Annotated in this window: 10 protein-coding genes and 1 pseudogene; 3 read left to right on the plus strand and 8 right to left on the minus strand. The window is 41.4% G+C overall.

The window, feature by feature from the left end:
* Positions 1–90: 90 nt before the first annotated feature.
* Entirely contained in the window at positions 91–453 is a 363-nt protein-coding gene (locus tag QE417_RS02715; protein ID WP_311947363.1) for a ribonuclease E inhibitor RraB, read from the minus strand.
* Positions 454–510: 57 nt separating this feature from the next.
* Between QE417_RS02715 and QE417_RS02720 the strand changes: the two genes are divergently transcribed.
* The gene (locus QE417_RS02720; protein WP_311947364.1) at positions 511–1,866 is read left to right on the plus strand and encodes a PhoH family protein; all 1,356 of its coding nucleotides are present in this window, start codon (positions 511–513) and stop codon (positions 1,864–1,866) included.
* Here QE417_RS02720 and QE417_RS02725 read toward each other — a convergent pair.
* Complete coding sequence (locus tag QE417_RS02725; protein WP_311947365.1) at positions 1,858–4,047, minus strand: FUSC family membrane protein; 2,190 nt, start codon at positions 4,045–4,047, stop codon at positions 1,858–1,860. The two genes, QE417_RS02720 and QE417_RS02725, sit on opposite strands and share 9 nt — an antisense overlap.
* 190 nt (positions 4,048–4,237) lie before the next feature.
* Here QE417_RS02725 and QE417_RS02730 point away from each other — a divergent pair, with 190 nt between their 5' ends.
* Together QE417_RS02730 and QE417_RS02735 are read left to right on the plus strand one after the other, a co-directional pair.
* Positions 4,238–6,835, plus strand: a complete 2,598-nt coding sequence (locus QE417_RS02730; protein WP_311947366.1) for a phosphoenolpyruvate carboxylase — start codon at positions 4,238–4,240, stop codon at positions 6,833–6,835.
* A 106-nt stretch (positions 6,836–6,941) separates the two neighbouring features.
* Positions 6,942–7,481, plus strand: coding sequence for a DUF4142 domain-containing protein (locus QE417_RS02735; RefSeq protein WP_311947367.1), 540 nt, complete (start codon positions 6,942–6,944; stop codon positions 7,479–7,481).
* Positions 7,482–7,612: 131 nt separating this feature from the next.
* Here the strand turns inward: QE417_RS02735 and QE417_RS02740 are convergent, their stop codons facing one another.
* From QE417_RS02740 to QE417_RS02765, 6 genes and pseudogenes are all read right to left on the minus strand, one after another.
* On the minus strand, positions 7,613–8,869 hold the full coding sequence (locus QE417_RS02740; RefSeq protein WP_311947368.1) for a tetratricopeptide repeat protein: 1,257 nt from the start codon (positions 8,867–8,869) through the stop codon (positions 7,613–7,615).
* 13 nt (positions 8,870–8,882) lie between these two features.
* Positions 8,883–9,998, minus strand: a complete 1,116-nt coding sequence (locus QE417_RS02745) for a tetratricopeptide repeat protein (protein WP_311947369.1) — start codon at positions 9,996–9,998, stop codon at positions 8,883–8,885.
* 7 nt (positions 9,999–10,005) lie between these two features.
* A complete protein-coding gene (gene gyrA, locus QE417_RS02750) occupies positions 10,006–12,579 on the minus strand; it encodes a DNA gyrase subunit A (protein ID WP_311947370.1) in 2,574 nt (857 codons plus the stop codon).
* A gap of 297 nt (positions 12,580–12,876) precedes the next feature.
* The gene (locus QE417_RS02755; protein WP_311947371.1) at positions 12,877–13,275 is read right to left on the minus strand and encodes a hypothetical protein; all 399 of its coding nucleotides are present in this window, start codon (positions 13,273–13,275) and stop codon (positions 12,877–12,879) included.
* A 112-nt stretch (positions 13,276–13,387) separates the two neighbouring features.
* A pseudogene (gene hemF, locus QE417_RS02760) lies at positions 13,388–14,300 on the minus strand (oxygen-dependent coproporphyrinogen oxidase).
* A gap of 29 nt (positions 14,301–14,329) precedes the next feature.
* The gene (locus tag QE417_RS02765) at positions 14,330–15,610 is read right to left on the minus strand and encodes an MFS transporter (protein ID WP_311947372.1); all 1,281 of its coding nucleotides are present in this window, start codon (positions 15,608–15,610) and stop codon (positions 14,330–14,332) included.
* Between the last annotated feature and the right edge of the window lie 33 nt (positions 15,611–15,643).

Below are 15,643 nucleotides of genomic sequence, written 5' to 3' on the forward strand. Positions count from 1 at the left end.
TTAGCGGTGGCTACGGCTAATGTTAGGAGTTAAGAAAACGGAAGAAGAAACGTAACTGTGGGCACTTCCGTTTTCGTTTTTTATAGGGGGTTATGAACTTTGGACCTGCCAGCCATCTAATCGGCAATCAAATTGGTAACCCAAATCCCACATTTCAATATTCCAGATATTTATTGTATTCAAATTCATTTCAATTGGTATTGATACTCCACGTATTTCGATATCTCCGTCATAATTTAATATTTCCAAATCTGAATAGTCAGGATAATTTTGCAGGAAGCACTCTTTTAGTTCCAAAGCTTTTTCTTCAGTATCTGTCAAAAAGAAAAACTCAACAGGTAACATGTCTGTGTTCGTAATTCCGTCGCTATAAATCCGGCTCAACACATCTTCATTTACTTCCAGAGCTATTTCCGTTTCATAAGTTTCCTGATCAAAGTAGGTATTTTGCATGCCACAAAATACGTTTTTGGCTCCATTTAAAACTTCAAAATACCTACATTTACTAAAATGAGTAAAGAGGGTAGAAGCAGGCCGGCAAACGGCGCTAAGAAAATATTTGTTCTCGACACTTCTGTTATTTTGTACGACCACAATGCTTTTGAAAACTTTCAGGAGCATGATGTGGCTATTCCCATTCAGGTGCTCGAAGAACTGGATAACATGAAAACGGGGAATGATACCCGCAACTTTGAGGCACGCGGCTTTATCCGCTTAATGGATGAGTATTCGCAAAATGCCTTACTAAACGACTGGCAACCGCTCAACGGTAAAACCAAGGGCAGTTTTAAGGTAATCATGGATAATGCCAGCATTAGCAATGATGCCGAAAAGGTTTTTGGAAGTAATAAGATCGATCACCGAATATTAAATGCCGCTTTAGGCTTACAGCAGGATCATCCTGATAAAAAAGTGATCCTGGTATCAAAAGATATTTGCCTGCGGTTAAAAGCCAAATCACTCAACCTGTATGCCGAAGATTACGAAACCGGCAAGGTAAAAAACCTTGAAGAACTTTATACAGGGCGTACGCATGTGAGCAAGGTTACCGAAAAGGCCCTTGCCTCATTTGGAAAATACCTTACCGTACCCCTCGAAACTTTTAATATACCCGCGCCTCCGGGCAACCTGTTCTACTCGCTCGAGGGGAAAAAATCGACGGCCTATGGATTTTACAACCAACAAACCGGCTTCATACAAAAGATAGATGAACCAACAGCTTTTAGCATCAAGCCCAAAAGTATAGAGCAATCTTACGCATTACATGCCTTGCTGAATGATGATATTAAGTTGGTAACCATACAGGGCAATGCCGGTACCGGTAAAACTTTGTTAGCGCTGGCTGCTGCTTTAGAATTGCGCAAAAACTACCGCCAAATATATGTTACCCGGCCAACCATCCCGTTAGGGAATAAGGAAATTGGCTACCTGCCCGGCGACGCTAAATCAAAGATTGATCCTTACATGGCCCCAATATGGGATAACCTGCGATTTTTAAAAGACCAGTTTGCTGGTGATGAAAAGACACAGCACAAAATAGACGAACTGGTAACCACCGATAAAATTTCTATCACACCGCTGGCTTTCATACGTGGGCGTACTTTGACCAAGATATTCTTTATTGTGGATGAGGCGCAAAATCTTACCCCGCATGAGGTGAAAACCATTATATCCCGCGCAGGTGAAAATAGCAAAGTGGTTTTTACAGGAGATATTTACCAAATTGATACTCCATACCTTGATGCCGAGAGTAACGGGCTATCATACCTGATAGATAAGGCCAAAAATCACCCTTTATACGCACACATCACCCTGCACAAAGGCGAACGTAGCGAACTGGCTAACCTTGCTAACGAGTTATTGTAGCAGCAAATTATCGGTGGTCTTGGCAATGTCGGCACTTATTTTTTGCACAAAACCTAATTGCTCTTTCAACAGATTTTCGTCAGCATTAAGGTCTTTTAATTCCGGGGTTTCGGCAGTGTTTTTCTCGCCGGTAAAATCCATTATTTTGCCACCCAGTTTCTTAGAGCTTTCGTTGAGTACGGTGATGCTTCTCCGCATTAGCTTTAAGATGTCGGCCTTGGTGCGGTGTACATCCTTACCCGCAACGGTTGAAGCCATAGTAGCTATATAAGATGATAAGATGTGGTTAAGCACCACAAATTTATGCAGATCTTTTACCTTTTGCTGCCTGCTTTTCGGTTCCGAGGTCATGCGTTCAAAAGCCGCCGCCAAGTTTGCCGATTTAATGTAAACCTCTTTACGCGCCAGTTTATACTCGGTAGTACTAACAGGTACTCCGCTTATGGTTTCGGCAATTTTTAGGAGATACCCTGTATTGGCTGTCAGCATTTCGTGCGAAACCTCTTTCAGTTGCTCCGACTCCCATGATGGGAACAAAAAATAATTAGCACCTAATGCAATTGCCGAACCAATAATGGTATCAATAATACGTTCTTCAAAAATATTGAGATGCCCAACACCTAAAAACTTGAATAAAATGAGCACATAGGGTGTCATTAAAGTAACGGCAACTACGTAATTTGTACGCATAAAACTATAGGCTCCTACCATGAGCACAGCCAATATTAAAAACTGGGCAGTATCATTATGTATGAATGTTAAAATGGCAACACCAACCAAACCGCCGCCTATGGTGCCAAATAAACGCTGGTAATTACGCTGTTTTGATAAGCTGAAAGCCGGTTTAACAATTACAATAATGGTTAATATTACCCAGTAACTATGCTGACCAAAGCTTATTTTACGCCCGCTTACTGTATTTATAAAATGCAGCAGCATGGGGCTTTTGGTAATTAAAAAACCCACCAGGCATACTAAAGACACCCTTAGCGCAAACCTGAATGTTGATGATTCAAATGTTAAGTTATCAAGCAGTACCCGGGGCGAATAATCCTGATGTTCTACAAACTTGTTGTACTCTACCTGGTGCGGATTTTTAATAAGCTTTTTAGCTGTACGTGTTTTATGGTAACGGTAAATATTGATGATTTTCTGATTCAGGTCGCGCAGGTTAATGAGCACTTTTTTGAGTGCCATGTTGCTGCCCGAACTTCCCTCGCTGCCAATGGCATCTATCCGCGTTTTGAGTTCTTCAAGTTGTGGCAAAAAACGCACGCTGGTATGGTACGATGTATTTGATAATACGGCATACCCAATGTTATCCAGTTCATCGCCCATTCGGTGCAGCATCTTGCCAATATCTTCCAGTATTCCGGTATCGGCATATTGCTCACGCATGTGATTGTAATCGTAATGCGTGGCCATAATTTGTTCAAACAGGTCAACCAAATCAACAAAGGTAAGCACCAGCATACGGCTGTAGTTGGTTGATTCGCGCACTACGAGCCTGCTTTTAAATAGCATTTCCCGCACGGCATCCTGGTGCTGGCTAACCTGAATTTGCTTTAAAACCAGTTTTTTGTAATTCTCGTCTATATCAGTTTCGGGCAAATAAAAATCGGCTTTAATGCGCAGGTAGCTTACTATGTCACTTATGTTTTCGCCCAAGGCCTGTTGTGCAGCGCGGTAGGGGCGTATACCAAAAAATATCAGGCTCCAAAGCATGTACCATATCCCGCCTGAGGATACCGTTAAACTGTATGAAAGTATATCCTGCGGTTTAAGTGCCTTGTCCATCACAAATATCATGGCCAGTAGCCCGGCAGTTCCAATAGCCGCGGCCCGGTTACCGTATACCACCAAAAATGAGCATATAAACGTTAAGAGTGTAACCTCAATACCCAGGCACCATAAATTAAAGCGTGCAAAACCGGTGAGCATAGCCACTAAAAACACCAAAGCATTGCCAATAAGCATGGCATTACGCTTATGCATAACCGGCCCCGGCGTATCTAACACACTCATGCAAGCTGCGCCTAATGATATGGTAAGGCCGGTTTGCAGCATATCAAACTGCGCAAAAATTACCGCAGGCAGGAGCAATCCGGCGCTAATGCGCAGTCCGTCAGAGAAATACTGGCTAAAAAAGAAGGTCTTTATTTCGCGGCTTTGGATAGACATCAGGTTTAACAGAGAGTGCTGAATATACGCCACAAAAGTAGAAAAGTATGGTGCATGTTGTATAATTAATATAAAGTCTACTAAATAACTATAAATTATACGGTTGGTTTCATGTTTTACCGTTAAGATGTGTATTTTAACGCCGTAATTACAAGTTCGTGTACCTTGTAAAATATCTATTTACGCATATATGTCTTCATCAAAACATTCGGCTCAGCGCTTAGCATTATTCAACCAGGAGGTAGTAACCAGGTTTGAGTTGTATAATAGTTTGTTTTTAACTTTACCCTTTTACCAGGTAAAAGACACCGGTATTTTATTGCCGTTTTTTAGTTCGCACTGCGAAAAGGGGGTAGCTCAGTTAAAATCTCCAACTGAAATTATCGATTCATTTTTTGAAGAGCGTGTACCCGGAGTTGACGAGCGTGAGCAGGTAAACCGTCTTTTCAGGTTTATTCAATACATAGAGCGGCAGGTAGTTTTATTTGATGCGGTTGAGGATGCCTCATTTGGCAAAATACCTCGTACTGATGATAGCGGAACTTTAAATGGGTTACTGCAACAGGTTGCAAGTGATGATGATATGCGTGAGAAAATTGCCGAGAAGCTGCGCAATTTCTCACTACGCCTTGTATTAACTGCGCATCCAACGCAGTTTTATCCGGGTACGGTGCTCACCATCATGACCGATTTGATAGAGGCATTAAAAGCTAATGATATTTCGACAGTGAACCTGTTATTGCAACAGTTAGGCAAAACACCATTCTTTAATAAAACCTCGCCAACACCGGTTGATGAAGCTATAAGCCTGATATGGTTTTTGGAGCATGTATTTTACTATGCACTGGCCGATATACAAACCAAACTCAACGAAGAATTTGGTACGGGCGAATTATTGCATCAAATATTTGAATTAGGCTTTTGGCCGGGTGGCGACCGCGATGGCAACCCGAACGTGAAAACGGATTCAACCCGTAAGGTGGCTTATACCTTACGCCAGATCATATTCAGATGTTACTACCGCGATTACCGTAACCTTAAACGGCGCATAACTTTCCGTGGGGTTGAAGAAGCTATGGGTAAACTTGGTGATATACTTTATGTGAACGCCTTTAACCCGCAGCCTGATGCCAGCGACCTGCAGCAGGAAATGATAGATTTACTGGAAAGTATTAAAAACACACTGGTTGAAGACCACGACAGCATATTTGTTGAGATCATAGATGATTTTGCACTCAAGATAAAATTATACGGTTGTTACTTTGCCTCGTTAGATATAAGGCAGGACAGCCGTGTGCTGCGAAGTGTATTTCAGTTTGGTCTCAACCAAAAAGAGCTAAACAACGGCTTACCAACCGACAAATGGGAAGAGTTAAGCGAAGATGAAAAGTTGAAACTCATTAGCTTTAATGAGTTTGATTTTCCATGTGATGAGGAACCCGCCAAAGGTGCCGACCCGATGATCAATGATACGCTGTGTACCATACGCCTGATGCACCAAATTCAACGGCAAAACGGCGAAAAAGCATGCCATCGATACATCATCAGCAACTGCCAGCAAGCTTCGGATATTTTACAGTTGATGAATCTGTTTTTATGGTGCGGCTGGACAAAAGATGATCTGACCATCGACTTTATGCCATTGTTTGAAACCGTGAATGACCTTAAACATGCGGCCGATGTAATGGAAAAACTTTACTCGCACCCGGTTTACAAGGAACATTTGAAAAGACGCGGTAACCGCCAGATGATCATGTTGGGCTTTTCGGACAGTACCAAGGATGGTGGCTACCTGATGGCCAACTGGTCTATTTACCAGGCTAAAGTTGAACTGACTGCTATCACCAAAAAGTACGACATTGAACTGGCGTTTTTTGATGGGAGAGGGGGGCCACCGGCACGCGGAGGCGGTAAAACACACCGTTTTTATGCAGCCATGGGTAAAGAGATCGCCAATGATCATATACAACTAACCATTCAAGGCCAAACAGTAAGTTCGCAATATGGCTCGATCGAAACGGCTAAATACAACATCGAGCAGTTGGTAAACGCCGGCGTAACTTCGGCATTACATCCAAACCATCGCGATCTACTGGATGATAACCACAAAAGCCTCATCAGTACTATGGCTAACGAAAGCTTTGAGAAGTTCATGGCTTTACGCAAGCATCCGGTATTTACACAGTACTTGGAAAACATGAGTCCGCTAAAACTATTGTCGAATATTAATATCAGCAGCAGGCCAACAAAGCGTAATGCTGGTGCGCCGTTAAAACTGGAAGATTTGCGTGCCATTAGTTTTGTAACCTCATGGAGCCAGATGAAGCAAAACGTCCCAGGCTTTTTTGGTGTGGGTTCGGCCTTGCAAAAAGCTAAAGACTCGGGCAAATGGCAGGAAGCGGTTGACCTATACAAATCATCAGGTTTCTTTAAAACCATGATTGATAACAGCATGATGTCGATGTCGAAATCAGATTTCCGTATTACCGCACACTTAGAGCATCATGAGCAGTATGGCGAGTTTTGGAAGATTTTGAAAAGCGAGTATGATCTTACCAAAGCAAACGTGCTTGAGCTAACCGGAACAGAAGAATTGATGCAGGAATCACCGATCGATAAACGTTCAATTGCCATGCGTGAGCGTATTGTGTTACCATTGGTTGTGGTGCAGCATTATGCTTTGGAAAAAATGAAAAACACACAAGACGAGGAGTTGAAAAGTGCTTATAGCAAGTTAGTTATACGTACCGTTTATGGCATTGTAAATGCGGGCCGTAATTTGGCTTAAATAATTAAATATAGTAAAATCTAAAGCGCTTAAATATTGTTATTATTTTAATTAGTTATCAAAAAACTGCCCACCCGTAGTTATATAAACCGTTAACTGTTTTAAAATGAGAAGAACACTTTATTTAAGCGCTTTTGCTTTACTTGCTTTGTCGGTTGCAACATCATGTAACGACAACAAAAGAGCGAAAAATTACAACGAGCAAACTACTGTCGATGACCAGGCGCTTGATTTTATCAAGAGTACTTACAAAACTGGTTTAGCTGAAATAAAAGCAGCCAAAATTGCCCAGGCAAATTCTAAAAATCCACGGGTTTTGGGTTTTGCCAAAATGATAATCGTTGATCATTCTACAGCCGACAGTGAGTTGAAAAAACTGGCTGATAAAAAGTATATAACCTTTAGTGACACTATTATTGAGCTAAGCCATCAAAACATGCTCGATAGCATAGCAGAATTACAGGGACAAGCATTTGATGTAGCATATATAAATATGATGGTTAATGACAATGACACTACTATAAGAATGTTTGAAGATGCTACAGGCAATCATACTAAAGCTGTAAGAAATTTTGCAAAGAAAACATTACCTGTTTTAAAAATGCATCAAGATTCGGCTCAAGCTATTGCTAAATCAATTAAGTAAAATCCAAAAGTTACTAAAGGAACATAACAAATAATTGTACCTTTTTCTTTAAATAAATTATTCCAATAATATTTATTATGTTAAGTAATTGCAACAATAAGAAAGGCTCCTTTTGAGAGCCTTTCTTATTGTTATTTTAATGCATCAATTTTCTTTTTCAGCTCAGTCATTTTAGCTGTATCTTTTTTGATGATATAATAGTTGCGTAAGTTACCTAAAGCACTTGCGTCATCTGGTTTAAGTTGTACTGCTTTCTCCAAATATGGTTTAGCTCTATCTGCAGCGGCAGTAACCTTAGCCATCATGGCATTAAATTCTTTCTGTTTGGTCATAGGTAATTTGTTGGCAGTGTTGTAATCGTCAACTGCCGGGCTCATTAAAATATAACCCATGTTCAAGTTAGCCTCAAAGTAATTAGGATCAAGCTCAACAGCTTTAGCGTATGCAGCAGCAGCTTTCTCAAATGCTTCGTTTTTTGCTTTAATGGCAGCAGCTTTAGCGGCCGGGTCTTTAGCAGCTTTGGCTTCTTTTTCTTTAGCTTCACCTATTTTACCGTAAGCAATACCCGAGTAAAAATGCAAATTTTTATCAGTTGGTTTGTTATTAATTGCAGCCTGAATTTTTTCAACAAATTCTGTTGCTTTACCTTGTTGTAAAGCAATTTCTACTTCACGACCACGTAATGTTGCATTGTCAGGAAACTTAGTAACACCTTCGCTAACCGTGTTTAATGCAGCAGTAGTATCCTTTGTCATTAAATACAGGTTCGATAGATCTGAATAAATATCGGCTCTGCGGCTATAATTAGTAGTAACCAATTTTTTATAATTGCTAATTGCAACCGGAATGTTTTTAGCATTGATAGCTGCTAAACCAGTGTAATAAATAGCTGTGGTATCTTCAGGATATTGAGTACGATATGAATCAAATGCTTTATACGCTTCTTCAAAGTTTTTAGCCTGAAAATCTTTTACACCTTTATTAAGCGAATAGTAGGCAATATATTGGTTACCTGCGTCAGTTAACCGTTTGTACTCACCTTTTGTATCTGTTTCTTTTGCTTTTTTCAGTGCCTCAACTGCAGTTGTATACAACGGCAATGAAGTTGTAGCAACGGTATCATTATAAGCTAATGCACCATAAATAGCCCCCTTTAAAGCGTATGTTTGAGGCAAAGTAGCTGTTTTTTCATTTACAGCAGCTTTATCAATTGATGTTTTTGCGGTATTGATGCTGGTGCGTGCCAGTGCGGCCATGGCTTTGTTTTGACGCATGGTTTCATATTTGTCATACTCACTTTGCGCGGTGCTCACCTCTCCTTTTTGAGCAAACACCATCGATGCCGAAAACAGGCTTAAGGTACCTGCTATCAAAAATTTAATTTTCATAGATCTGTCTTGGTTAATTTAACTGTTGCAATTTGTTGTTTATGTTGTTCAATTGAACGTCGTTACCACTTTTTGCATATATAAGTTGCAAAAGCTTTAATGTATTAACGTTTTTTGGAGCCATTTCATATGCCTTTTTAAGCCACTGCGCCGAACGATCAAGACTTGTGCTTGCCTCCTCCCCTTTTTTATTTGCAGCTTGTTTTAAATACAGTAGCCCCAAATTAAACACAGGATCATAAGCGCTGCTGTTTAAGTCAATTGCCCTAAGGTACATTGATTCGGCCCTGTTGTAATCTTTTAAATGGTCGTAACAGGTACCTGCTATAAAAAATACATCAGCATTAGTGTTGTAAGCATCTAAAAGATCTTTTAATAAAGGCTCTAATTCCTTGTAATTTTTTTGGTTATTATAAATATTAGCTTCTTCCAGTAAAAAGCTTTTTTCGGACGGAAGTAGTTTTTTACCTTTCTGCAACACCTCGAGGGCTTTTGCAGTATCGCCCATGGTTTTGTAGATGTTTTCAGCGGCAACTACATACTCAGTTTTAACACTATCAGGCGTAAGCAGTGTGTTGTAAAACTTTACCGCCTCGTTAAGGTTACCGGCACGGGTATTGGCATAAGCTATATAAGCATTAATTTGCCCGAACTTAGGCGAATACACCTGCGCATTTTTAAAAGACTGCACAGCCGAATTAAAATCCAGACGTTTTATTTGGTCAAAACCGTTACGAATGTAAACGTTAGCTAAACATCGCTTAGAAAAATCGAGCTCAGTTTGGTATTTATAAATTCTTTTATTTTCTGAAAGGCGATTTACAAGGGAAACCGTTTTGTTAAAAAAATCGGCCGGGGTACCTAATTTATTAGTCGAATCGATGTAGGCAATGCTGGAGTAGACAATGGCCTTATAAATATTCTTATCAAGATTAGCCGAGTCTGACTTAGTCTTGATCAAGCTATCAACAGATTTTTTAGCGTTAGAAAGATACTTGATCTCTCCTTTTTGGCGGTAATAAGCCAGATTGTTTACCACCACCTTCAGGGCTTCGGATTGCCCAAAGGCTAAAGGTGCGGTAAACAACGCTAATAAAACCAGGACTATGATTTTACGGCTTAATATCATAATTTAATTATTCGTTTTCTGTGTCGTCGGGTGCTTCGGCCGAAGGTTTTTCAACATCTTCGCTCCCTACATCCGTTCCATTACTTTCTAAACTGCTTTCAATTGCTTGTTCCAACTCTTCCTCTTCGCTGTGCTCAATTTTAGCTACCGAAGCAATTTCATCATCACCTTTTAAGGTAATTAACCTAACCCCCTGTGTTGCACGGCCCATTACACGTAATTCGCTCATGGCAATACGTATAATAATACCCGAACGGTTGATGATCATCAGGTCGTCAGTATCAGTAACATCTTTTATGGCAACAAGTTTGCCGGTTTTTTCAGTTACGTTAAGTGTTTTAACACCTTTACCACCGCGGTTAGTAACGCGGTAGTCTTCAATATCGGTACGTTTGCCATAACCTTTTTCCGATACCACCAGTACGGTAGTCTCAGGATCGTTAATGGCAATCATGCCTACAACTTCATCTTTTTCACCATCAAGCGTTACACCACGCACACCGGTAGCGGTACGACCCATTGGACGTACAGTTGCCTCATTAAAGCGGATAGCACGACCAGATTTAAGCGCCATAACTATTTCGCTGGTGCCTGTTGTTAAGGTTGCTTCAAGTAAAGTATCACCTTCGTTAATATTAATAGCATTAATACCATTCGAACGCGGACGAGAGTATGCCTCCAACGAGGTTTTCTTAATAGTACCTTTACGGGTACACATAATAATGAAGTTGTTTTCCAGGTATTCCTGGTCTTTCAGGTTCTTCACTTTTATGTAGGCCTTAATTTTCTCTTCCTTCGGAATATTAATGATATTCTGAATAGCACGACCTTTTGAAGTACGGGTACCTTCCGGTATTTCGAACACGCGTAACCAGAAACAACGACCGGCCTCAGTAAAGAACAGCATGTAGTTATGGTTCGATGCAATTAATAAGTGCTCAATGAAGTCTTCATCGCGGCTGTTGCTGCCCAACGCACCTTTACCCCCCCTGCCCTGGCGGCGATACTCGGTTAAAGCTGTACGTTTTATATACCCTTCGTGCGAGATAGTGATCACCACTTCTTCATCTTCAATGAAGTCTTCGGTCATCATTTCGGCGCTTGAGTGTACCATTTCGGTTCTGCGCTCATCGCCGTATTTATCTCTTATTTCGATTAATTCATCCTTAATGATCTGCATTTGTAATGCAGGATCTGCCAGTATCGATTTTAAGTACTCGATGGTTTTCATTAATTCCGCATACTCATCTTTGATTTTGTCGCGCTCCAGTCCGGTTAAACGGCGCAGAGTCATATCAAGTATAGCACGTGCCTGAATTTCGCTCAAACCAAATTGGGTCATTAAGCCATCGCGGGCTTCTTCAGGAGTTGATGATGCACGAATTAAACGTATTACTTCATCTAAATGATCTAATGCGATCAGCAAACCTTCCAAAATGTGGGCGCGTTTTTCGGCCTCAGCCAACTCGTACCGGGTACGGCGTACAACTACCTCTTGCCTATGCTCCACAAAGTGATGAATCATATCTTTAAGGTTAAGCAGCATTGGGCGGCCTTTTACCAGCGCAATGTTGTTAACACTAAAAGATGTTTGCAGGGAGGTGTATTTATAAAGGTTGTTTAATACAATGTTAGCATTGGCATCGCGCTTAACTTCGTAAACCACGCGTATACCTTCACGGCTCGATTCATCGCGGATGGTTGATATACCTTCCAGCTTTTTCTCGTTAACCAGTTCGGCAGTACGCTCGATCATGTTGGCCTTGTTTACCTGGTAAGGTATTTCGGTAACAACAATACGTTCGCGGTCATTATTAAAGGTTTCTATTTCGGCACGCGCACGTAACACAATACGGCCACGACCGGTTTCAAAAGCATCTTTAGCACCTTCGTAACCATATATAATACCGGCTGTAGGGAAATCGGGGCCTTTAATGTGTTCCATTAAACCGGCCACTTCAATATCACGGTTGTCAATTAAGGCAACGGTAGCATTAATAACCTCGGTAAGGTTGTGTGGGGCCATATTGGTAGCCATGCCCACTGCAATACCCGATGCGCCGTTAACCAGCAGGTTAGGTATTTTAGCAGGAAGAACACTTGGTTCCTCTAACGAGTCGTCAAAGTTTAACTGGTAATCGATGGTGTCCTTGTTAATATCGGCCATCATTTCCTCGGCAATCCTTTGCAGGCGTGCCTCGGTGTAACGCATTGCCGCAGGGCTGTCACCATCTATCGAACCGTAGTTGCCCTGGCCGTCTACCAGTGGATAACGTAAGCTCCAATCCTGAGCCATACGTACCATGGTATCGTATACAGACGAGTCACCATGCGGGTGATATTTACCCAGTACTTCGCCCACAATACGGGCCGATTTTTTGAAGGGTTTACCGGCCGATAAGCCTAAATCGAGCATACCAAACAATACACGCCTGTGAACCGGCTTTAAGCCGTCGCGCACATCGGGTAATGCCCTCGATACGATAACCGACATTGAATAATCAATGTAGGCTGCCCGCATTTCTTCATCAATATTTATTGGAATGATTCTGTCTTCGTTCTGTGAATTCTCTTCAGCCATTTGGAAATTAGTGTAAGAAAAATTTGCTCAATATTTTCAGGTTGATGCGAAATATTTGACCTGCGAAGATACGAATTTTAAGCTATTATGAAGCGATAGTTACCAACATACTTAGTGTTGATTAGTGAGTAATTAAGTGGCTGATTTTGTGATGAAAGGCTTATGCCTGATTTGAGCTTTACTCATAGTTTGCTGTATTTTATACAAACGAGTCGTCATTAAAAAACGTTCTTTATAGCTTCTTTTAAGCGTTCGATCTCAAAATCACTAAGTGTTTGTGCTACTTCACGCAGCGCACTATTTTTCCTTTACCCAATACTCTTCTACCTGCATGCCTGTTGGCAATTTTCCGCGCAGAATAAGACTATCGTTTTTGAACTTGTAACTGTAGTGAACGGCAACGCCGGTAAGGGTTGATGGTTGTGTGCTGAATGTTTCGGTTTCAATACAGCTATCGCCTGATAGTTTATAATCACCGGCCTGATATTTTTGAGGTGCGCCTCCTTCTTCAATCATAAAGGCTTCAAAATCTTTATCAGTATATGTGCGTTTGAGCTGATAGCCTTGAGTGCCTCCCTCCTTTTTACCATTGTATATTCCGCCCGCATAATCCCATTTACCTTTTAGCGAGATAGAATTATTACAGGCCGATAAAATGGTAATTGCACTTGCAGTGAGGGCGATTAGCTTCTTCATATAATTTAATGTGAGTCAGTTATTATAAGTGATGCAATTTATAAATCTCGCGCTCAAATTAAATACCAAACCAGCACTTACAACTTATTAGTTTAAACTTTGTAATAATTACCTATACCCAGTCAATTCCCTTTTTCAAAAGCGATAGTGTTCTCTCTTCCTCGCTTCCTGGCTGGGGCTCAAAGTTGTTAAAACCACTTAGCGGTTGGCGGCAAACTCATTAATATAGATTCGATACGCCCATTGGTTTCCAGCCCAAATTTGGTGCCTGCATCATACACGAGGTTAAATTCGGCATAACGGCTGCGGCGCTGGTATTGCCACTCTTGTTGTTGAGGGGTAAATTCTTTGTGGCGGTTACGGTTAACCAACTCGGTATAAACAGGTGCAAAGGTACGGCCTAATGATTTAGAGAAATTGAAAATATCTTCCCAGCTTACATCTTCAGTGGCGGTTAAACGGTCGTAAAATACGCCGCCAATGCCACGGGTTTCGTTGCGGTGTTTAATGAAGAAGTAATCATCGGCCCAGGTTTTGAAGCGCGGGTAAAAACCGGTGTTGTATTGGTCGCACACGTTTTTAAGGCTTTGATGAAAGTGACGGGCATCTTCATCAATAACATAATGCGGGGTTAAGTCGATACCGCCGCCAAACCAACGCAACGGCTGCCCATCCTCAATGGATGGCGGCATTTCAAAATACCTGATGTTCATGTGGATGATGGGCACCAGCGGATGATTAGGATGGATAACGATAGATACACCTGTGGCGAAAAAATCATCATGCTCTACCTTGAGTGCCCTTTTTACCGTATCGGGCAATTTACCATGCACGGCCGAAAAATTAACTCCGCCTTTTTCGAGGATGTTTCCGTTTTGAATTACACGGGTACGGCCACCGCCGCCGCCATCGCGTTCCCAAGCTTCTTCTTCAAATTTGGCCGAGCCATCAAGCAGTTCGAGGCTTTGGCAAATTTCGTCCTGTATTTGTTTGTAATCTTCGGCTATGCTTTCTTTGGTCATCATCGGCACAAAAATGCAAAATTTGCCGTAGGTTATGCTACTTTAATATCACTTACAGTATCGTGTTCTTCAATATAATTCAGGTCTTTGCTAAAGCTCTCTTTTAGCTGGCTTAAAGCAAGCAGGGCAATTACAGTTACAATACCCATCATTACATAGGCACTTATAATTAAACTATCGGCATAGCCTTGCGCTTTAAAATGCTTAACTAACAACTCAAAGCCCCAGGTTATTGGAATTAATGAACCACGCACAAAGTTGGGCACCGTGGTAGTAACGGTGGCCCTTATGTTGGTGCCAAACTGCTCGGAAGCTATGGTGACAAAAGTAGCCCAGTACCCAATAAAGAAGCCGATAAACAAACAAATACCGATGAACTGCGAATGAGTAATACCATGTGAGTTTAAATAAAACACCACACTTACTACCGACATTAACTGAAATACCAGCATGGTTAACTTGCGCGATTTGGTTAATTGTGCAAACAGCCCGGCAAACATATCGCCAAACGACAGTCCGATATAAGTATACATCACCCCTGTACCGGCACTTAAAGGTTCGACAGCGCCAAGCTCCTTGCCAATTTCGGGCGACTGGGTAATGAGAATGCCCACCACAAACCACAGCGGCATGCCTATTAAAATACAGTTGAGATACTTAAAAAAGCGTTTGCGATTAGTAAAAAGCATGGCAAAATTGCCGCGTGATACATCGCTGTTTTCGGCGTGTTTAAACATGCCCGATTCAAACGTGCCTACACGTAGCAGTAATAATAACATGCCCAGTCCGCCGCCAATAAAATAGGCATTTTGCCAGCCGTAACCAGCAACCAGGTTTGCGGCCGCTGCACCAAACAAGCCTACCACAGCAACTATCATGGTGCCGTAGCCGCGCTTATCTTTACTCATGGTTTCGCTAACCAGTGTAATTCCTGCGCCCAACTCACCTGCCAAACCTATACCCGCAATAAAGCGTACGGCTGCATAAGTGTAATAATCAGTAGCTAAACCGTTGGCAAAGTTGGCCAGCGAGTACAGCAGTATCGACCCGAATAACACTTTGATACGGCCAAATTTATCGCCAATAACTCCCCACAATATACCGCCCAGCAACAGGCCAAACATTTGCATGTTGATGATAAACTCGCCTTTGGTGCGCATTTCAATATCGCTAACACCAATATCGTGCAGGCTTTTTACGCGTACAATTGAAAATATGAGTAGATCATATATATCAACAAAATAACCCAGTGAGGCTACTATAACCAGGAATACTACGCTTTTGGTGCTTTTTTGAATAGCGTTATCAGACATTGTTTAAAGATCGATCAAAATGAAATATTAATT

Source organism: Mucilaginibacter terrae (assembly GCF_031951985.1).
GTDB lineage: Bacteria > Bacteroidota > Bacteroidia > Sphingobacteriales > Sphingobacteriaceae > Mucilaginibacter > Mucilaginibacter terrae_A.